Genomic DNA, 20,689 nt, shown 5'->3' with positions numbered 1-20,689 from the left:
CAATAAAGTTTCATCTCCAATGAAGTTCGATCAGTGCGCGGGCACCGGCGCAGCGAGCTCGTCGGCTTCGGCGAGTTCGGCCTGCTCGTCGTGCACATACTTGTCGCCCGCGAAGAACGAGGCGGCGGCCGCCAGGAACATCATGATCGCGGCGGCGACGAAGACGACCACCAGACCGGTATGGAACGGCCCGGTGAGCAGATGTGGGAAGAATTCCTGGCCGGTGAGGGTGTCGGCGTGCACGCCGGGTTTGCTCAATTCGCCGGTGGGGCCGAGCAATTCCTGGATCGGGTTGAAGCCGAGGAACGCCGCGAACATGCTTGCTACCGGCGGCATCGCGGCGACCTCAGCGGCCGCGCTTACGGAAACCCCCTGGGCGCGCAGGCCCGCGTCCAACGCCGAGGGCAGGCTGGCGGCGAGGCCGACGACCATGAGCGAGAAGAAGATTCCCATGGACAGTGCGTTGCCGCCGTTGAACAGGGTGCCGCGCATGCCGGAGGCCGCACCGCGTTGCGCGGCAGGCACGCTGGACATGATGGCCGCGGTGTTGGGCGAGAAGAACAATCCGCTGCCGACGCCGTTGATCAGGATGATCGCGGCGAACACCCAATAGTTGAAGTCGACGGGGACGATCAGCAACAGCAAGAAGGTCAGTCCGGCGAGGAACGCACCGCCGGTGGTGAACGGACGCGAGCCGTAGCGATCCGACAGCCAGCCCGAGAGTGGCCCTGCGGCAAGGAATCCCACGGTCAGCGGCAGCAGGTAGATACCTGCCCACAGCGGGGTCGACTCGAAGTCGTAGCCGTGCAACGGCAGCCAGATGCCTTGCAGCCAGATGATCAACATGAACTGCATGCCGCCGCGGCCGATGGAGACCATCAGATTGCTGAAATTGCCGAGCCCGAAGGCCCGGTTACGGAACAGGGCGAGGTGGAACATCGGGTCGGCGACCTTGCTCTCCACCACGCAGAACACCCCGAGCAAAACGATGCCGCCGAGCACCGACCCGAGCACCCACGGACTGGACCAGCCGGTGGCCTGCCCGCCGTAGGGCTGGATCCCGTAGGTGATGCCGGTGAGCAGCGCGGTGAGGCCGAGTCCGAAGGTGATCGTGCCCGCCCAGTCGACCTTGCCCGCCGTCCGGATGCCGACCTCGTGCAGCGAACGGTACGACCAGAACGCGCCGAACAGGCCGATCGGCACACTCACCCAGAACACCGCGCGCCAATCCCATTCCGACAGCACGCCACCGATCAGCAGGCCGAGGAAGGAGCCGGCGACCGCCGCGACCATATTGATACCGAGTGCGGTTCCGCGCTGCTTCGCGGGGAAGGCGTCGGTCAGGATGGCGGCGGAATTGGCGGTCAGCATGGCGCCCCCGACGCCTTGCACCACCCGCCAGACGATGATCCACAGGGCGCCCGCGCCACCGTGGAACGGATCGAAGGACAGCGCGAGGGCGCAGAGCGCGAACACCGCGAAACCCAAGTTGTACACACGAACTCGGCCGAAGAGGTCGCCGAGCCTGCCGAACATGACGACGAGCACCGCCGTCGCGAGCAGGTAGCCCATCAGCATCCACAGCAGGTATCCGACGTTGCCCGCGTCGAGCGGATTCAGCCCGATACCGCGGAAGATCGCGGGCAGCGAGATCAGCACGATGGACGAGTTGATCGCGGTGAGCAGCACCCCGAGTGTGGTGTTGGTCAGCACGATCCACTTGTAGCGCGGGTGCTCCCGGTCGTACCGCAGCCTGCGGCGGATGGTGCCGACCTCGCCGAGATCGAGATCGGTGGATGGAATCGTCACGGCAGCCCCTCGCAGGTCGCTATCTTCGCAAACTATATAGTTAGCCGATCTAACCATCAAGAGGGCCGAGGTCGGCCGACGGGCTAGATAGGTTAGCCTTGGCTGAATTACGCTGGCGGTAGCTCGACCGAACCGGCTGAGATCTTCCTCGAAGGGGGCCACATGATGGAGTCAGTTCGGACCGCACGCTGGGCCAGAGCGACGATGGCCACCGTCGCCGCCGCACTGACGCTGGGCTTGGCCGCCTGCGGTTCGTCGAACGACGAGGCCGGTTCCGGCGGCGAGCCGGTCACCATCACGCACGCCCGCGGCTCGACCACGGTGCCGGGCACTCCGAAAAAGATCGTCGCCCTCGGCAATCAGTGGCTCGACACCACGCTGGCGCTCGGCGTGACGCCGGTCGGTTATGTGGACAATGTCGCCGCGGTATCCAAGAGCACGCCGCCGTGGGCGCCGAAGACGCTGGACGCGGCGAAGGCTCTGAACACCGTCGGCAATGTGGCCGAACAGGTGGCGGCGCTGGAACCGGACCTCATCCTCGCCGACCCGTTCATCGCCGACCAGAAAACCTATGACGAGCTCTCCAAGGTGGCCCCGACGCTGCCCGCGCTCGGCAAGGACGCCGTGGCGCCCTGGCCGGACCTGGTGACCACGCTCGGCAAGGTGCTGCGCAAAGAGGACGCCGCCACCAAGGTGATCGCCGACGTCGACAAGAAGATCGAGACGATCGTGCAGGCCAATCCGGGACTGAAGGGCAAGACCTTCGCCAGCACCTGGTTGGCCAGCGCCGCGCAGCTCATGGTGCTCACCGATCCGAACGACGGCTCCAGCAAGCTGTTCACCCAGTTGGGCATGAGCATCCCGAAGAACCTCACCGACCTGCCCGCGAACCAGGGGCGACTGGCGCTGTCCCCGGAACGGGTCGACGAGATCACCGCCGACCTGGTGCTCGCCGGCTACTCCCCCGGCCTGGACGAGAAGTACCGGCAGCTGCCCGGCTACGCCGACCTGCCCGCGGTGCGGAAGGGCTCGATCGTATTCCTCACCACCCAGGAGATCAGCGCGATCAACCAGCCGACCGCGCTGTCGGTGCCGTACATGCTGACCAAACTGGAGCCCGCCTTCGCCACCGCGGCGAAATAGGCAGCGCTACCAGCACATCGGATCGACAAGCGGAGGTCAGCGGTGTTGTCCGCCGTCACTTATCCCGAACAGACCAGATACGCACTGCGCGAGGGTGTTACCTGCCTGACGACCCCCGCGGGAGCGCTGCTGCTCAACCCGCCGCGCAACGAGAAGCTGTCCGGTCTGGGCAGCGGACAGCTGCAGGCGCTGCGCACGCTGAATCAGGGGCCTGCGACGGTCTCGGAACTATGCGCCGGTTCGGGTACCGAGGATGTCGCCGGGCTGATGGGCAGGCTGACCGACGGCGGCTGGCTGTCGGTCACCGTGCGCGACGGCGGCCGCAACCTGTACAGCATCCGGCCGTTCGGCCGCCCGCCCGCCCNGAAGTTCGCCGTGCTGCACCGTGACTCGGACGGTTTCGTGCTCGAACATCCGCTGTCCTGGTGCGATGTGCGAATCCACGATCCGAGACTGCTTTCCCTGCTGGACGGTTTCGGCGCGGCCGAGTCGCCGCTGCCGGTCTCGATCAAGTCGCAGCTCGCGGCCGATCTGCACTGGTGCGGATTCCTCGTCGCGGATCCGGAGGACGAGGAGCGCGACTTCGCCACGCGCAGTTGGAACGCCGCCGACCTGTGGTTCCACCGGCGCAGCACGCTCGGCGAGCGCACCGTCACCTGGGATCACTTCGGCCCGACCAAGTGGGCCAAGGACAGTTATCCGCAGCCGCCCGCGCGCAAGCCGGATTATCCCGGCGAGCCGGCGCCGCTCGCGACGCCGGACCTCGCCGCGCTGCGGGCCGCGGACCCGACGCTGACGGCGGTGCTGGAGGACCGGCGATCGACCCGGGCGTTCGACGACGCCGACCCGATCACCCGAGATCAGCTGGGCGAGTTGCTGTATCGGACGGCACGCACCCGCGGTGTGCGAAGTGCCGGTCCCGGTGAGGAATTGGCGTCGCGGCCCTATCCGTCGGGCGGCAGCGTCTACGAACTCGAGCTCTACCCGATCGTGCGACACGTCGACGGGCTCGCGCCGGGCATGTACCACTACGACTCGTTCGACCATGTGCTGCGGCCGGTCGCCGACCTGGATTCGCCTGCGGTACAACGGTTGCTGCGCGCCACCTCGGCGACCCTCGCGGAGGGCGCCGAACCGCAGCTGGTGCTGCTGCTCGCCGCGCGATCGGGGCGTGTCATGTGGACCTACGAGCAGGTGGCCTACGCCAGCATCTTGAAGCACGTCGGCGTCGTCATGCAGACCGTGTACCTCGCCGCGACGGCGATGGGACTCGGCGCGTGCGCCCAAGGGTTCAGTGACACTGCCGCTTTCGCCGCCGCGGCCGGGGTTGACGAGCTGACCGAGTGCGCGGTCGGCAGCATCATCGTCGGCTCGCCGGCGCAGGATCACTGATCGCGGCGCGGGCACGCGGCCACTGGCGCGCCAGGTCGAGCAGGTAGGCGAGCTCGGATCGCATGTCCCGTGCCGATATCTGGGGAAAGCGCGCCGGCCGGGTACCCGTCGGAGCGATGCCGTCCATGCGGGCGCGGGCGGCTCGGGCGATCTGCATCGCGTAGGTCTCCCCGGATGTCCCGGGCCCCTCGTCGGCCGACAGATGCGGTTTGAGATGCAGCAACGCGTCCCTGATCTCCACCGTTGTCCGGTACAGCCGCGACTCGGGCTCGCGCGGGCCCGGACCGGCGGGCAGTACGACCTCGGGCACCGCCGTGGTGAGGTCACGCCACAGCGGCTCCAGCCTGCGCAGCTCGCGCCCGGTGCGATCCCAGCCGATGCGCGCCAGTATCGCGTGGACCAAGGGCACCCCGGTCACCAGCGCGAGAAGCACGCAGAACAGGCACGACACCGGACTCCACTCGGTCGATATGTACCCCGGTGGTTTGCCGTCGAAGGCGCGCAGCACGGCCAGGCCCGAGCCGAAGAACCACCCGGTCGTCAGCATGAGCAGACCGATGTAGGGAACCCGCTTCAGCAGCGAGTTCTCTACCCGAAGATCGCGCAGACAAGCACGCATGATGTGCACCCCGGCCACGAGCAACGGCACATTGAACACCGCCAAACTGACTATCGCGCGCAGCCAGAAGCCGGTGTCGGTGCCTTCCGTCCGCCCGACGAGCGCCGTCGCGATACCGGCTACGACGGCGGCCGCGTCGTAGATGCGCTGGCGTTCGCGCGCCCGAGCCGGATCGGCGTCGGCGAAAAGCTTTGCCAGACCGTACAGATCGGCTATGGCCAGCACCGTGCAGCAGAGATAGAGGTGAATCGCCAGCTCTTCGTAGCCGATGGCGTCGAGGCACTGGTGCACCAGCGAGCCGATCGATATCCACGAGATCGCCCGACTGACCCGCCGCGAGGCGGGCGTCGGCTCGATGACCAGCCAGCGAGCCAGGGTGACCGCGCACAGCAGTGCGATCGCCGCGATGATCACCGGCGTCGGGGCCGGCGCTGTCACCGGTGCGGGCAGTGTCATCGATGCGATCCATCCAGCCGCGGCACCCCGACGCGAGTGCCCGGCCACACCCTTGCCAATTCCAGCATTCGTTCGAGGTCGGCAGCCCGGTCCCGCGCGATCGGTTCGTTGCGATCACCGGCCGAGACCGGCACCGCGGGCTCGTGGCCGCGCAGCTTGTTGTTCGCGGCATGCGCTATTCGCGCGGCATAGCTGTCGACGGACTGCGGCGGCTCCTCCCCCGGCGGCATATACAGCTTCAAATGTTGCAGTGCGTCCTGGATCTCGACCAGCCTGCGGTACAGCCGCGACTCGGAATCACGGCGCGCGGGGCCCTGGTCCAGCACGACGCCGGGCACGGCCGTCGTGAGGTCGCGCCACAGTGGGAACAGGCGACGGTAATGACGACCGGTGCGGTCCCACCCTGCCCTGGCCAGCAGCACGTTGACCACCGGGACGACCAGCAACGTGGTGATCACGAACATGCTGAAGCACGAGGCCAGTGTCCAGTCCGCGCTCGGACTGTCCGACGGTTGTCCGGCGAGGACCTGCACCCCGGAGGCGCCCGCACAGTAGATGCAATACACCGCGACCAGGAAAAGCGCTGAGAACACGAGACGTTCGCGAGTTGTCGCGGTCGCCACCCGGAGATCACGCACGGTAGCGCGAATGATGTTGATCGAGAGCGCGGCGACAGGGATGTTGAACATCGCCCAGAGCAGCGGCGACTTCCAGCCGAAGCCCGGTGCCGTTGGGTCCACCTGCTGACCGAGGAACACCACGATCACAGCACCGACAGCCGCGACGGCGTCATACCCGCGCTGTCGGTGGCGGGCGGTAGCCGGATCGGCCCCGGCGAGCAGGGCCGCAATGCCGTACGCACTGGCGACCGTGACCGCACCGCAGGCCAGAAACACCCGATACGTCAGGTCCGCGAAGTCGGTGCCTTCACCCCACTCCACAATGGCTGCGGCCCCGGTCTGCCAACTCAGCATCCGGTTGACCAACCGATTGGTCATCGACTCCCGCACCAGCAGCCAACGGGCGACCACCACGACGAACCCGAACCCGATCACCGAAGCCGCGAACCAACCCGGTACCGGCGGGGTCATCGGTACCTCCCTCGACCTCTACATCGGATTGCTCAGCGGCAGCCGATCTTACGGTATCCGGATTACGGGTTTGAGCTCGCTGAAGCGAGTGCCGATCAGGTCTCCAGCGCGTCTGCCAGGGCGGCTACGGCGCGTTGCCAGAGGGTGGCGAGGTGGTCGGCGTCGGCGGGGGTGAACAGTGCAGCGCTCCAGCGCCAGTTGGTGGACAGCTGAGGGCCGTCTGGCGTGGTGCCGATGCCGGAGATGACGTCGAGGGCGTAGCGCAGGGGTAGGTCGGGTTCGGGGTCGAGGGGTAGGGCGTCGTTGCGGGTGTCGGTGATCACCGACCACGACTGGGTCGCGTTGCCGCTCAAATCGACTCGGCCGAGGTAGTTGAACTCGATCTGCGGCTCCGGGGCGGCCAGTAGTTCCGGTGTTCGGGCGCTGTACCGGAGCAGGCCGTAGTCCAAGCCTGCGGCGGGAATCGAAGCGAGTTGCGCGGCAATCGAATTCAACAGCGCACGGGCCGCGGCCGGATCCGCCTCGGCCTGGGCGACATCGATCGAGACGGCGCCGACGCCGAGGCGGACCGGGAAGACGCTGGTGAACCAGCCGAGGGTATTCGTGGTGTCGGTGCCGAGCAGGTCGTCCGCGCGACCATGTCCCTCCAACGCGATCAGCGCGCCTGCGCTCGCCTCCTGGTTCCGCTCGTTGCGCCAGCTCGCCACCGTCATCGTCAGGGCCGTCAGCAGGAATTCACGGACACCTTCGTCCTTCGACAACGAGGCAAGGATGCGCGCGGTGACGGGGACGGGCGTGACCGCCGGCGTGACGCGCAGGGAAGACCAGGTGTCGGCCGGTGGCTCCGGAAGTCGCTGACCCAGTACCGGATCGGGTGCGCTGACCTGATTCACCCAATACTCCTGCTGCGCGAGCACCGCGGGGTCCGTCGCGCGCTCAGCCATCAGCTGCGACCACCGGCGATAGGAAGTGAACTCGGGCAACGGCTTCGGCGTGGCCCCGGCTTCGATGGCGGCCCACGCTTCGCCGAGGCCACCGAGCAGGATGTGCCAGGAGACCACGTCGACCGCGAGATGGTGCACGGCCAGTAGCAGGATGTCGCCGTCGTGCGTACCCGTGAACCACACGGCACGGACGAGTGCGCCGGTATGCGGATCGATCTGGTCCATTGCGGTGCGGGCAGAGGCCGCGATCAACGCATCGAGCTCCGCGTCGGAAGCGGTCGGGCACTCGATGCGGTCGATGAGATCGGTGGCCGCCACGACACCCGGGGCCCGGGTCACCAAGCGCGGGCCGTCCGCGGTATCGACCAGCTGTGCGCGAAGCGTGTCATGTCCGTCGAGCAATGCCTGCAACACCGATTCCACTGCGGTGCCGGGGATCCCGGTGGGCAGCCGCAGCAGCGCGGTCTGCGTGAACCGGCGGAAGTTGCCGTACTCGTACATCCACGACACCACCGGTAGCGGCGGTACCGCACCGTAGTCGGCCGCCTCGGTGCTCGCCGACGCGGTTGTCGCGGCATCGATAGCGGCACCCAGTTCACGAATCGTCGGGGTGGCCAGCACCATTCGCGGACTTACCGCGATGCCGTGGCGCCGCGCCTTGTTGACGAGGGAGATCGCGACGATGCTGTCCACACCGAGCGCGAAGAAATCCTCGTTCACGCCGGGCGCCCGGCCGTCGAACAATTCGGCGAAGACCTCGCACAGCGCGTGTTCGGTCTCGGTGACCGCAGCGCCACCATTGCTCGGCCCGCCGGACAGCGCCGCTTCGGCGAGCCGGTTGAGCGCATGACCGTCGAGCTTGCCGTTCGAGTTCACCGGTAGCCGATCGAGCACGACGATCCGCGCCGGAATCATGTACGTGGGCAAGCGTTCCGCGAGACCGGCCCGCATTCGGGCCGGGTCGAGATCGTGGTTCGGCCTGCCGACAACGAAACCGGCGAGACTCGCGCCACCGGCGCGGCGGACGACGGTGACCGCGGCGGTGTCCACACCGGGTAGCCGACGCAGGGCGGTGTCGATCTCGCCGATCTCGATGCGATATCCGCGGACCTTCACCTGCGCGTCGGCGCGGCCGAGGTAGCCGAAGCCGCCGTGCGGCAGGCGGCGGACCAGGTCGCCGGTGCGGTACATGCGCAGACCCGGCCGAAGCGGGTCCGCGACGAAACGATCGGCGGTGGTTCCCGCCTGGCCGGCATAACCTCGGGCCAGCTGGACTCCGGACAGGTACAGCTCGCCGACGACACCCCGCGGCACCGGCCGCAGCATGGAATCGAGGACATAGCCCGACATTCCGGCCGTCGGCAGGCCGATGGTCGGTGTCTCGGTGGCCGCGACAGCGGCGACCACCGCCTCGACGGTTGTCTCGGTCGGCCCGTAGCAGTTGTATACGGCGGTCCCGGTCAGCGATCGCAGCCGAGTCCAGAGCGCCAGATCGATGGCCTCACCGCCGAGCGCCAGGACCGGAAGTTCCCTTTCCAGCAGGCCCGCCGCACTGAGCTGCGCGAACATCGACGGCGTCGTGTCGATCATGTCGATGTCGTGCCGAGCCATGCCCTCGACGAGCAGGTGTGCGTCGCGCATTTCTTCGGCGTCGAACAGGTGGATCTGCTGACCCGCCAGCAGGCCGACCATCGGCTGCCACGACGCGTCGAAGCTGAGCGACCACGCATGCGCGATCCGCAGCGGACGACCGAGCCGTGCCATCGCGGGGCGGTAGCAGCGGTCGTTATGGTCGGCGAAATAGCCGGTCAGCGCGGCATTGGTGCCGACAACGCCCTTCGGCTCGCCGGTGGAGCCGGAGGTGAAGATCAGGTACGCACTGTGCGACGGCGAACGGTACACCGCCGGCGTCGCCGCGGGGCGTTGCGAAATGCGTTCCGCCACTGCCGGATCGTCGAGCACCACGGTGTCGACCGCGTATCCGTCCAACAGGTCGAGGGTGCCGCCGGTGGCGAGGGCCAGCGCGGGGCGCGCCTGACGCAGAATCGATTCGATCCGCACCGCGGGCAGCGAAATATCCACCGGCACATAGGCTGCGCCGACAGCGAGCGTCGCAAGGATGCCGACGATGGATTGTGCCGATCGTGGCAAGACCAGTGCTACAACAGCTTCCGGCCCGACGCCGTGTTCGGCCAGCTCGCCCGCCAAGCGGCAGGCCGCTGCGTGCAACGAGCGGTAGGTGTACTGCTCCCCCGCGCCCGTGGTCAGTGCCAACGCATCCGGCGTGCGTTCGGCCTGTCGCTCGAACAGTTCCCACACCGTCGACTCCATTGTCAGCGCCGAATCGGTTGCTGGCGAATAGAATTCGTCCCGCTCCGCCACGGTCAGAATGTCGAGCGCATCGGGTGCCGCGTCACCGATATCCGGGAGCTGCCGCAGTACCGAGAGCAACCGGTCGCCGATCTCGGTGGGACTCAGGTGCGGCAGCGCCGCAGGCATCGCCTCCACCAGTACAACCAGGTCACCGTCGCTGAGATGCGAGACCACCGTCAACGGATAGTGGGCTAGGCTCTCCATCTCGATCGGCCGGAAACGCGCGCCGTCCGACGCCGTGACGGTGTTGATCGCGTCGCCGATCGGCGCGTTCTCGAACACGAAAAGCGTATCGAACAACGCACCGTGGCCCGCGGTGCGCTGCACGGACGACAGGCTCAGATAGCCGACGTCGCGCATGGCGGCAGATTCCCGTTGCAGCACCGCACATTGCTCGAGCACGCTCGTCGAGCGATCCAGCCGATGGGCGACCGGAACCGTATTGATGAACAGGCCGACCATGGCCTCCACCCCAGCCAACTGTTCCGGCCGACCGGAGATGGTGGTGCCGAACACTACGTCGCGGCGGTCGGTGAGCCTGCTGAGCACGACCATCCAGGCGAACTGCACGGCGGTGTTGAGTGTCAGCCCGTGCGCGCGGGCCCACTGCTGAAGGCGCGCGGTCTGTTCGGCGGGCAACGTGAGTCGCGTCTTCACCGGCACCTCGGTGCCGCCGACGGTGCCCTCGGCAATCATCAACGGACCACTGACTTTGCGCAGATACTCCGCCCAGCGGTCCAGCGCCGCGGCGCTGTCCTGAGCGGCCAGCCACCCGATGTAATCCCGATACGGCCGCGGCGCGGGCAGCGAATCCGCGAACCCGCCTGCCTGATACACCGCAAGCAGCTCGGTGAAGAACACCGCGACCGCCCAGCCGTCCATCAGGATGTGGTGGGCGGTCAGCAGCAGCCGCCGGCGGGGCACGCTACCCGGCACGGTGAGCAGCAGAATACGCAGTGCCGGACCATGATTCAGATCGAATGGCCGCCGCCGCTCCGACTCCGCGATCGCCGCGAATTCCGCGGGCAACGCGACCCGTTCGGCCCATGGCAGCTCGGCCCGGGTGGGCACGATCTGCACCGGCTTCGGCACCTCCCGATCCCAGAACGACACACGCAGGTTCGGGTGCCGGTCGAGCATGGCCTGCGCACTCGCGCGCAACAGCGCCACGTCCACCGGTCCGTCGATGTCGACGACGAATTGCATGGTGTACAGGTCGATCTCGTCACCGGTCAACTGCGACAGCGAGTAGAGCCCCTCCTGCAGCGGGCTGAGCGCGAGGATGTCCTCGATCTGCGGTGGCGCCGTCACGACTGCGCCTGCCACGACGCGGTCAGTGCGGCCAGCGCGGCCGCGTCCAGACCGGACGCACTCATCGGCGCGTGCGCCACCTGCCCGTGCTGTGCCGGATCAGTTTCTGGCGCAGGTTGTTCCGCGGCCGCGTCGAGCGCGGCGGCCAGCTCCGCGATGGTCGGATGCTCGAACACCAGCTGCGGCGTGAGCGGCACGCCGAGCGCGGCCGCGCGGGCCGACCACTGAATGGAGATCACACTGTCACCGCCCAGGGCGAAGAATCCGTCGTCCGCCTCGACGTCGGTGATCTCCAGCAATTCCTCGAGCAGCGCGATCAACGTCTGTTCGGTCTGCGTCCGCGGTCCATCGCCCGTTGGGCGCGCCACGGTCATCGCAGCCGGTACCGCGGCGAGCGGCGGCGCGAGCAGCCGCGCGAGGTCGGACTCCGGCAGTATGCGCAGGTCGGCGACGGCGGTATCCGCAGCGGTGGCGTACGCGTCCAGCGTCGCGGCTACCGCGTCGGCGATCAGCTGTGCGGTCGCCGGGTCGTAGAGGTCCGCGTTGACGACGACCCGGACGGCCAAACCGCCGGTCGGCGTCACCGTGAAACTCAGATTCAGATCCAGGAACGAGATGTCGAAGTCCACCGGCAGGACGGTGGCCGTGGTGCCACCGGAGCCGGTGAGGTCGAGGGCCGCCGGTGCCCAATCCGCGCCACGGAAGTGGATCATGCTCTGGAACAAAGGGTTCCGTGCGCGCGACCGAGGCGGGTTGAGTGCCTCGACGAGTCGCTCGATCGGCAGTTCCTGATGCCCGTGCGCATCCAGCACGACATCGCGGCTCCTGATCACCGTGTCGCGCAGGGTCGGCCGGCCGGACAGGTCGTTGCGCAGCACCACCATGTTCGCGAAGAGGCCGATCGAATTCTCGATCGTCTCGTCGACCCGGCCCGCCACCGGGGTGCCGAGTGGGATGTCGCTGCCGCCACCGAGTCGATGCAGCACCGTCGCGACCACCGCCGAATAGACCATGAATTCGCTGGCGCCACACTGTTCGGCGAGCGCCGTCAAGCCATCCCGGCGCGCCGACGGCACGGTGAACGTCACCACCTCGCCGCGCTTGCCGAGCACCGGCGGACGTGGCCGATCGTGCGCCACCGCGATCTCGTCGGGCAGCCCGGCCAGCGCGCTACGCCAGTAGTCGAGCTGGGACTGTGCGAACGGACTCGGGGTGCCTGCCGTGCCCTGGTCGAAGGCCTCTCGCTGCCACAGTGCGTAATCGGCGTACTGGACCGGCAGCGGTGCCCACTCCGGGGCCCGTCCGGCGTCGATGCGCGCCCGATACGCGGTGACCAGATCCGCGAGGAAGACGCCGAACGACGCATGATCGGCGACCATGTGGTGTACCAGCAGGGACAGCACGTGCGTTTGCGCATCGACCTCGAGCAACCGCACCTGGAGCAGCGGTTCACCGTCCAGCGCGAACCGATACCGCGCGATCTCGGCCAGCTCCGCATCGATCCGATCCGCGTCGATCCGCGTGATCGGCACCGGCACCTCGTCGGCCGGGTGCACGAGTTGGTGTGGCACACCGCCACTTTCGGGGAAGGTGGTGCGCAGCGCCTCGTGCCTGGCCACCACGTCGCCGACCGCCGCGGTCAGCGCGGCATGGTCGAGCGGTCCGTCCAGCCGGACCGCGAACGGCAGGTTGCCTGCCGCGCTCGGGCCCTCCATCCAGCACTGGAACCACATCGCGAGCTGCGAGTACGACAACGGAATCAGGCCTTGGCGCGGCCGTGGCTCCAACAGCGGCCGGTCCGAGATCGTTGCCGCCGAGCGGTTTTCGGCAGGTTCATCGTGTTCCACCGCGTCGAGGTCGATGTCGAACTCGGCGCGGAACTGGGCGACCAACCGCTCCGCCAGACCCGCCGCCGTCGGGGTGTCGAAGGCGACGCGCACGTCGAACTCGACCCCGAACTCAGCGCGGATCTGCGCGACCAACCGGGCGGCCAGCAACGAGTGGCCGCCGAGTTCGAAGAAGGAATCGTCCGCGCCCACTCGCTCCAGCTTGAACAGTCGCGCGAAGATCGCGCACATGCGCCGCTCGGTGGCGGTAGCCGGTTCCCGGTACCGGCGCTCAACGGCAGGCGTCGGGTCGGGCAGCGCTCGCTTGTCGAGTTTGCCGTTGATGGTCAGCGGGATCTCATCGATCACCGCGAACGCGCGGGGCACCATGTATTCCGGCAGTACGGCCGCCGCATGCAGGCGCACCTGCTCCAGATCGATACTCCCGCTGCCCGTTTCGGCCGGGGCGGGAACCAGGTACGCGGCCAGCATGGGGCCGACCGCCGGATCCGCGACCACCGTGACAACGCAGTGACCGACCGCCGGGTGGGTGCTGATCGCGGCCTCGACCTCGCCGAGCTCGATCCGGAACCCGCGCACCTTCACCTGCTCGTCGGCCCGGCCGACGAACTCGATCTCGCCGTTGCTGTTGCGCCGGGCCAGATCCCCGGTGCGGTACAGCCGGGCGCCGGGTCCGAACGGATCCGCGACGAATCGTTCGGCCGTCGCGCCGGGCCGGTTCAGGTAGCCGCGCGCGAGTTGCGCACCACCCAGATAGATTTCGCCGACCACGCCGGTCGGCACCAGCTGCAACGCCCGGTCGAGCAGGTACACGGCGACGTTCTGATTGGGCACGCCGATCGGCACGATCCGCGTGCCCTGGGGTCCGTCCACCGGCATGTGCGTGGCGCACACCACCGCCTCGGTCGGGCCGTAGTGGTTGCGCAGCTCCGCGTCGAAAACGCCGGCGAACTTGTCGGCGACCTCACCGGGCAGCGCCTCACCGCCGACCGGAACATGGCGCAGCGCCCGCCATTCGCTCACGTCGGGCAGCAGCAAGAAGGTGCTCAGCATCGACGGCACCATGTGCAACACCGTGACACCGCAGCGGGTGATCAACTCCGCCACGTAGGGAATGTCGCGGAAGGCATCACGTTTCGGGATCACCAGCCGCGCGCCCAGCGTCAAGGTCACGAAGATGTCCAGCAGGGACGCGTCGAAGCTGACCGACGACGACTGCAGCAGCCGGTCGTCGGCGGTCATGCTCCATTCGGCGACGAAGGCGGAGATGTGCTCGGCGATGGCGGCGTGGGCGACCGGGACACCCTTGGGTTTTCCGGTGGAGCCGGAGGTGTAGATGACGTAGGCGAGGTTGCCGGGGCGCAGCGGCCGCACCCGGTCGGCATCGGTCGGATCGGTGTCCGGCAGGCCGGTCGCGGCCGTCTCGGCGGCATCCAGTTCGACCCGGCCGAGCACCAGGCTGGGCGCGGCGTCGGCGACGAGGTAATCGATGCGCTCGTCCGGATAGGCCGGGTCGATCGGCAGGTAGGCAGCCCCCGCCTTCAGCACAGCGAAGACCGCGACGACGAACTCGACCGAGTTCGACAACCGCAATCCGACGGTCTGCTCGGCACCGATGCCCTGACCGATCAGCCAGTGCGCCAAACGATTCGAGCGCCGATTCAGTGCGGCGTAGTCCAGTTCGAGGTCGGCGGTGCCGCGCTCGCCGGGCGCGACGATGGCCGGCGCGTCCGGGGTCGCACGCACCCGATCCTCGAACAGCGAAACCAGCGTGGCCCGCGAGGTAGGCACGATCTCGCCGTGCGAAAGCGCCAAGATTGTGGCGCGGTCGTTCGGGCCGAGGATATCGATGTCGCCCAGCTTGCGGTCCGGGGTGGTCAGCGCGCTGTCGAGCAGTTGCACACAGTGGTCGAGCAGCTGCTCGACCAACTCCGGTTCCAGCACGGCCACTTGGTATTCGGCCTCGAGGTAGGCACCCTCGGGTTCCAGCACCACAGTCAGGCCGAGCGGTACCTGCGCGACCTGGCCGGCCAGGTCCAGCTGGGTCGAGTCGATGCCGTCGAAGGCGAAGCCATCGGCGCTCTTCCGCACGCTGAAACCCAGCCGCACCAGCTGCTCCAGGCCGTCGCGGCCGCTGACCCGATCCGGGTTCGCCTCGCGGACAACACGATCGATGCCGACGCTCTGATGCGCGAACGCGCCCGTGCAGCTATCGCGGACGGCGGCAACGAAGGTGGCGAAGGTCGTGTCAGCACTGACCGTGGCGCGCAGCAGCAGGGTGTTGCCGAAGTAACCGATGAGCGCTTCGGCCGCCGCGGTCTCGCGCACCGTGACCGGGACCGAGACCAGGAAATCCGTTGCGGCGGTGTACCGGTGGATCACCGCGTCGAAGGCGGCGAGCCACACCATGAACGGGGTGGCCGCATGCGCCCTGGCAAAGGTCTCCACCCGGTCGACCAGCGCCCCCGGCAGCGCCAGGGTCCGGCGTTCGGCCTGCTTGGCCGGACCGGTACCGGCCCGCGCGTTCCCGGGTAGCTCCAGGGCTTCCGGCAGCGGACGCAAGGTCCGGCGCCAGTATTCGAGGCCGGCATCGTCGCCCGCAGACGTGCCGGGCACCGCGACATCGATGAACTGCGGGCCGAGCTCGGGCAGCGGCGCGGCACCGTTGTATGCGGCATTGAGCTCGGCGAAGAAGACGGCCCACGAGTTGTCGTCCCAGGCAATGTGATGCACCACCAGGACCAGAGCGAACTCTTCGTTCCCGGTGCGCACCAGCGACATTCGCAGCGGCGGCTCCGCGGTCAGGTCGAACGGCCTGTTGAACTCCCGCCGCGCGAGCACTTCGAGCCTGCTCGCCCGGCCGATTTCGGGCAGGTCACGTAGATCATGCACCTGCCACGCCGATTCGAGGTCCGAACGGACGAGCTGATAGGGCTCGCCGTCGGCATCCACGCCGTAGGTGGTGCGTAGCACCGCATGCCGTGCGACGACCGTCGCGACCGCGGCGCGCAGCCGTGCCTCGTCGAGCGCACCGTTCAGCCGGTAAGCGACACAGATGTTGAGGGTGACGTCGTCGGGATCGCGCGTCTGCAGAAACCACATGCGGCGCTGGCCGGGCGAGAGTGGCTGGGGTACACCGGGTTCCGCCCGCCGCACCGGGGCGGCGGCGACCGGTGCCGCGGCAAGGCCGCTTTCGGCGAGACGCCGGCGCAGCAGCTCCTTGCGCCGATCCAGCGCGGTCGTCGGCTCGTTGTTCGACATGCAATTCCCTCGCTCAGACGTTGCTATCGGCCATCAGGCGCACGACGTCGTCCAGCGACGCACCGCCCAGGATCGCGGCCACCGGAAGATCGCGGTTCAGTTCGGCCTGCACCCGCTTGCGCAGATCCAGTGCTTGCAGCGAGTCGAGGCCGAGGGCGATCAGCGGGACGGATCCGTCGATCACGTCGGAATCCGCTGCCCCCATCACCTTTTCGAGTTCGACGCGCATCTGCGTGGCCAAGGATGGGGCGTTCGCCGCCATCGTGGCGACCGGCGCAGCGGCCACTGTGGCGGCAGGCACCCCGGCGGTGACCGGTGTCGCAGGCTGGACCGGCGGTGCAGTAGACGGCGCAGGTACCAGCCCGGCGACCGCCGAGCCATGTCCGTACACGCTCAATATCTGGTGCAGCAGCGACCAATCCGCTGAACAGACCACCGCGTCGCCGGGCTGATCGCACAGCCCCGCCGCGATGGCGGCAGCCGGATCCATCGGGATCACGCCCGCACTCGACACCCGGGACGCACCGGCCTCGTCCAGCTGGCCCACCACCGCCCACAGCCCCCACTGCAACGAGACGCAGTCGATGCCCTGCGCCCGCAACCGGCGCGCGGTGACGTCGAGCATCCGGTTCGTCACCGCGTAGAGGATCTGCCCGCGTCCGCCCATGGTGGCCGCGAAAGACGAACACAGCACCACCCGGCAAGCCTCGGTACGGGCTACCGCACCCAGCACGTGGTCGAGGCCGACGAGCTTCGATCGGGCGGCGGTCGCCACCATTTCCGGTGTGATGTCGGCCAATTCGGCGTCGACATAATTGACCGCAGCATGGATCAGCAGACTGATTGGCCGGCCCGCACTGTCCTCGGCATACCGGCGGACGGCCGCCGCGTCGCCGATGTCGCAACGGGCGACGATGACCTCGGCGGCACCGAGGCCTCGGATCCGGTCCAGCTGCCCGGCTACCGCCTCGGATGCACCGGTGCGACTCAGCAGCGTGATCCGCGCGGCCCCGGCCCGGACGTAGTGTTCACAGAACCGCAGTCCGAGTTGCCCGGTACCGCCGACGATCAACACATGATCGAGATCCGCCGCGGCTCCCGGCGCGGACGTATCGGGCCGTAACCGCTTGACGTAGGTGCTGCCCGCGCGCAAGGCCAGCTCGGGCTCGCCTGCGGTATGCAGCGCACCGACGATCCGGATCGCTTGCTCGGCAGCCGCTTCCGTGGCCGCGAGGTCGAGGTGGCGCAACCGTATCTCGGAGTGCTCGGTGGAGACGGCTCGGAATCCGGCGCTGACCGACCCGTGGAACAGGTGCGGCACCGGATCATTCGGCACGACGGCTTCACCACCGACCGTCACGAGCCAACATTCGGTACCGGGCCGCAATCTCGTCAAACCGTGCACCCAGGCCCTGGTGGCGAAGAAGTCGGTGATGTCGGCGACCGATCCGGCGCTGTCGATCTCCGGTGTCGGTGGCAGCAGCACCACCGCGGTATCGAACTCGCCGGCCGCTGAGCCGTCGACCGCGGTGGCGGTCGCACCGTGCCGGTCGGCCGCGGAAACCATGGCGGACACCAGCTCTGCACACCGGCCCGTGTGGTCGATCAGCGCGATGCTGCGTGGCGGAACCAGCGATCGACGGTCCAGCCGCTCCCAGTGTTCCACCAGACGTTGCGGCTTCGGCGGCTCGTTCGGCACGGACGGCTCGGCTCGTGCGGCCGGGTCGACGGGGTACGGCGCCCACAGCTTCTTGGGATTCATGCGCGTTGCCGGGAAGTCCCGCAACGGCAGCGAGACCGTGGTCGAGGTGCGCAGCGCCGCCCACCGGTAGTTCAGATCGTGCACCGCGACGGTGGCCAGATGGTGAGTGAACTCGCGGAGCCCGGTCGCGGTGCGCCGCGAGGTGCCGATCACCTGTACATCGCGCGGGGGCAGCATCGGATCGCGCGGGACCAGGGTCAGGTTCTCCTGGACGGCCAGCTGCAACATCGGATGCTCGGAGATCTCGATGAACAGGTCGACGCCGTCGGTGGCCGCCGCGACGATGGCCCGGTCGAACCGGACCCGGTTGCGCAGATTCCAGTACCAGTACTCCGCCTGGGCCAGGTCGGGGGTGATCGGTTCGCCGAGAGTCGCTCCATAGCAGGGGATTTCGGTGGGCGCGAAGTTCGGGCTGCTCAGTTCGTCACCCATGAAGTTGCCGACCTTGCGGCCGATCTCGACCACCATGGAGGTGTGCGCCGGGTAGGCCACCCGGATTTCCTTCGCGAACTGCCCGCGCGCGGTCGCGGTGGCCACCGCGTCGACGATGGTCGCCCGGTCCCCGGAGATGGCCAGGATGTGTGGCGAGTTGACCACCGACAGCTCAGCCCAGCCGGAGTGCCTGGCCAGCAACGCTTCACAGGCTTCACGATCCATCCCGAGCACAGCCATCGAGTAGCCGTCCGGGCTGAGCTGATCCACCAGCATGGCCCGATGAGTGACCACCAGCACCGAATCACGCAGTGTCATCACACCGGAGACCGCGCCGGCCGACAGCTCGCCCTGGCTGTGGCCGATCGTCGCGGCCGGGCTGACGCCGGCCGCCTGCCACATCGCGGCGAGGCCGGTCATCTGGAACAACAGCGCAGGCTGCACCACCTGGACGGTGTCCTCGAACCGGCCCTCATCGCCCAGCAGGTAGTGCAGCGGCTGCGCATGGCCGTACCGGTCCTCGAAGATCGTCGCGCATTCCTCGATGGCCGCGCGAAACGTCGGTGAGCAGTCGTAATAGACCCGCCCCATGCCGGGGCGTTGACTGCCCTGGCCGGGAAAGATGAAACCGATGCGATGCGCGCGGGCCGTCCCTGCCGTCGAAACCACCGCCGGATGCTCGGCGCCGGTGGCGATCGACCGTACGGCGTCGCAGAGCTCCTGATGGGTGGTCACCATAGCGAGCGCGCGCCGTCGCCGGGCGACGCGAGTGCGAAATATCATGTCCGCCACCCGATCCGGGGACACGGCGGAGTGCTGCTCGAGGTAGCCCAGCAGCGCCGCGGCCTCGGCGCGCAACCCGGCGTCGGTGTCGGAGGACAGCAGTACCGGGATGGTGCCGTCCGGCAATCGATAGTCAGACATCGGTCTCCTCCAGCACGGGCATCGCCACGATGGCGTGCGCGTTGGTACCCGCGACACCGAACGAGGAGACGGCGCCGTAACGGACACCGTCCACCGGCTCCCATGCCTCGACTTCGGTGGCGAGTCGCAAGCTGGTTGCCGCCCAGTCGATCTCGGTGGTCGGACGGTCCGCGTGCAGACTCGGCACGACGGTGCCGTTCGCGCCGCACAGCAGCACCTTGATCAGGCCCAGCATCCCCGCGGCCGCCTGGGCATGCCCGGCGTTCGACTTGACCGAACCGAGCCACGGCCCGGCGGTGCCGCGCTCGGTGGTTCCGTAGGTCTTCGCCAGCGCGGTCAGCTCCAGCGGGTCGCCGACCGGGGTGCCGGTACCGTGGCCCTCGATCACACCCACCGCGTCCGCCGCGATCCCCGCCGCGGCCAGGGTGTCGCGGATCAACCGCTCCTGTGCCTGCGCGCTGGGCACCGCGATCGGCGCGCCCTTGCCGTTGTGGTTGATGCGCGAGCCGAGCAGACGCCCGTAGACGCGGTGGCCGAGCTGCCGGGCCCGCGACTCGCGTTCCAGCACAACCACCCCCGCGCCTTCGCCCCAGAGCGTGCCGGTCGCGTCGGCGGCGTACGAACGGCAGTGGCCGTCGGCGGCGAGGGCGTTGTTCTTCGAGAATTCGTAGAAAGCGGCGGGCGAGCCCATCACGCAGACCCCGCCCGCCAGTGCCCACTCGCACTCGCCCGAGCGGATGGCCGCGGCGGCCTGATGGACTGCGGTCAGCGACGACGCGCAGGCGGTGTCCACACTGATCGACGGACCGATCAGGCCGAGCGAGTGCGAGATTCGGCCTGCCACCGCACCGAGCGCCGAGCCGGTGACCCGATAGCCGCTGAACTCGTTGACCTCAGCCGCGCGCGGGCCGTATTCGCTGGTGGATACGCCCATCCAGCATCCGGCCGAATCGCCCTCCAGCGCACCTGGATTGATCCCAGCGTGCTCGAGCGCCTGCCAGGCGACGCGCATCGCGACCCGCTGCTGCGGATCCATCGCGACCGCTTCCCGTGGCGTGATGCCGAAGAACAAAGGGTCGAATTCCGTTGCACCGGTGAGAAAACCACCGGCATCACGGACATCGCTCCAGCCTTCGATATTTCCGAGCGCGAGAACTTCCGCTATCGGCCATTCCCGATCGCGCGGAAATCGTCCTATCAATTCACGGGACTCGACAAGTACTTCCCACAGCGCGGACAGGGTATCGATACCGCCCGGCGCCTCTACTGCCATTCCGACGACGACGATCGGATCATCCGTGCTCGAGGTACTCATCATGTCCTTC

The 20,689-nt window shown here is 68.3% G+C and carries 9 protein-coding genes; 2 read left to right on the top strand and 7 right to left on the bottom strand.

Annotation, left to right across the window (positions count from 1 at the left end):
• Positions 1–30: 30 nt before the first annotated feature.
• On the bottom strand, positions 31–1,809 hold the full coding sequence (locus tag DBO33_RS06105) for an MFS transporter (RefSeq protein ID WP_199856541.1): 1,779 nt from the start codon (positions 1,807–1,809) through the stop codon (positions 31–33).
• A gap of 162 nt (positions 1,810–1,971) precedes the next feature.
• On the opposite strand from DBO33_RS06105, the gene DBO33_RS06100 reads away from it, so the two are divergent.
• Together DBO33_RS06100 and DBO33_RS06095 are read left to right on the top strand one after the other, a co-directional pair.
• Positions 1,972–2,952 (top strand): ABC transporter substrate-binding protein, encoded by a 981-nt coding sequence (locus DBO33_RS06100; RefSeq protein WP_234390710.1) that lies wholly within the window; start codon positions 1,972–1,974, stop codon positions 2,950–2,952.
• Positions 2,953–2,997: 45 nt separating this feature from the next.
• Positions 2,998–4,344: a SagB family peptide dehydrogenase gene (locus tag DBO33_RS06095; RefSeq protein ID WP_107660024.1), complete on the top strand. Its 1,347-nt coding sequence runs from the start codon at positions 2,998–3,000 to the stop codon at positions 4,342–4,344.
• Here DBO33_RS06095 and DBO33_RS06090 read toward each other — a convergent pair.
• The 6 genes from DBO33_RS06090 to DBO33_RS06065 all read right to left on the bottom strand — a co-directional run bounded on the left by DBO33_RS06090 (position 4,313) and on the right by DBO33_RS06065 (position 20,679).
• Complete coding sequence (locus DBO33_RS06090) at positions 4,313–5,419, bottom strand: MAB_1171c family putative transporter (protein ID WP_107654142.1); 1,107 nt, start codon at positions 5,417–5,419, stop codon at positions 4,313–4,315. The genes DBO33_RS06095 and DBO33_RS06090 overlap by 32 nt on opposite strands.
• The gene (locus DBO33_RS06085; protein WP_107654141.1) at positions 5,416–6,510 is read right to left on the bottom strand and encodes an MAB_1171c family putative transporter; all 1,095 of its coding nucleotides are present in this window, start codon (positions 6,508–6,510) and stop codon (positions 5,416–5,418) included. Before DBO33_RS06085 ends, DBO33_RS06090 begins: the two co-directional genes overlap by 4 nt.
• 95 nt (positions 6,511–6,605) lie before the next feature.
• Positions 6,606–11,138, bottom strand: coding sequence for a non-ribosomal peptide synthetase (locus tag DBO33_RS06080; RefSeq protein ID WP_234390709.1), 4,533 nt, complete (start codon positions 11,136–11,138; stop codon positions 6,606–6,608).
• The gene (locus DBO33_RS06075) at positions 11,135–16,246 is read right to left on the bottom strand and encodes a non-ribosomal peptide synthetase (protein ID WP_107654139.1); all 5,112 of its coding nucleotides are present in this window, start codon (positions 16,244–16,246) and stop codon (positions 11,135–11,137) included. The genes DBO33_RS06080 and DBO33_RS06075 overlap by 4 nt, the downstream gene beginning before the upstream one ends.
• Positions 16,247–16,259: 13 nt before the next feature.
• Positions 16,260–19,364: a nocobactin polyketide synthase NbtC gene (gene nbtC, locus DBO33_RS06070; protein WP_107654138.1), complete on the bottom strand. Its 3,105-nt coding sequence runs from the start codon at positions 19,362–19,364 to the stop codon at positions 16,260–16,262.
• Complete coding sequence (locus tag DBO33_RS06065) at positions 19,357–20,679, bottom strand: beta-ketoacyl [acyl carrier protein] synthase domain-containing protein (RefSeq protein WP_107660023.1); 1,323 nt, start codon at positions 20,677–20,679, stop codon at positions 19,357–19,359. The genes nbtC and DBO33_RS06065 overlap by 8 nt, the downstream gene beginning before the upstream one ends.
• Positions 20,680–20,689 lie beyond the last annotated feature (10 nt).

Origin of the sequence: Nocardia suismassiliense (genome assembly GCF_900269665.1) — a bacterium.
Lineage (GTDB): Bacteria > Actinomycetota > Actinomycetes > Mycobacteriales > Mycobacteriaceae > Nocardia > Nocardia suismassiliense.
The sequence above is the reverse complement of the archived record's forward strand: the minus strand, read 5'-3'. Positions and strand labels throughout refer to the sequence as shown.

Excerpts from the sequence above, each read along its gene's own strand:
- DBO33_RS06100 (WP_234390710.1), top strand. The coding sequence starts at position 1,972 with ATGATGGAGTCAGTTCGGACCGCACGCTGGGCCAGAGCGACGATGGCC.
- DBO33_RS06090 (WP_107654142.1), bottom strand. The coding sequence starts at position 5,419 with ATGACACTGCCCGCACCGGTGACAGCGCCGGCCCCGACGCCGGTGATC.
- DBO33_RS06085 (WP_107654141.1), bottom strand. The coding sequence starts at position 6,510 with ATGACCCCGCCGGTACCGGGTTGGTTCGCGGCTTCGGTGATCGGGTTC.
- DBO33_RS06075 (WP_107654139.1), bottom strand. The coding sequence starts at position 16,246 with ATGTCGAACAACGAGCCGACGACCGCGCTGGATCGGCGCAAGGAGCTG.
- nbtC (WP_107654138.1), bottom strand. The coding sequence starts at position 19,364 with ATGTCTGACTATCGATTGCCGGACGGCACCATCCCGGTACTGCTGTCC.
- DBO33_RS06065 (WP_107660023.1), bottom strand. The coding sequence starts at position 20,679 with ATGAGTACCTCGAGCACGGATGATCCGATCGTCGTCGTCGGAATGGCA.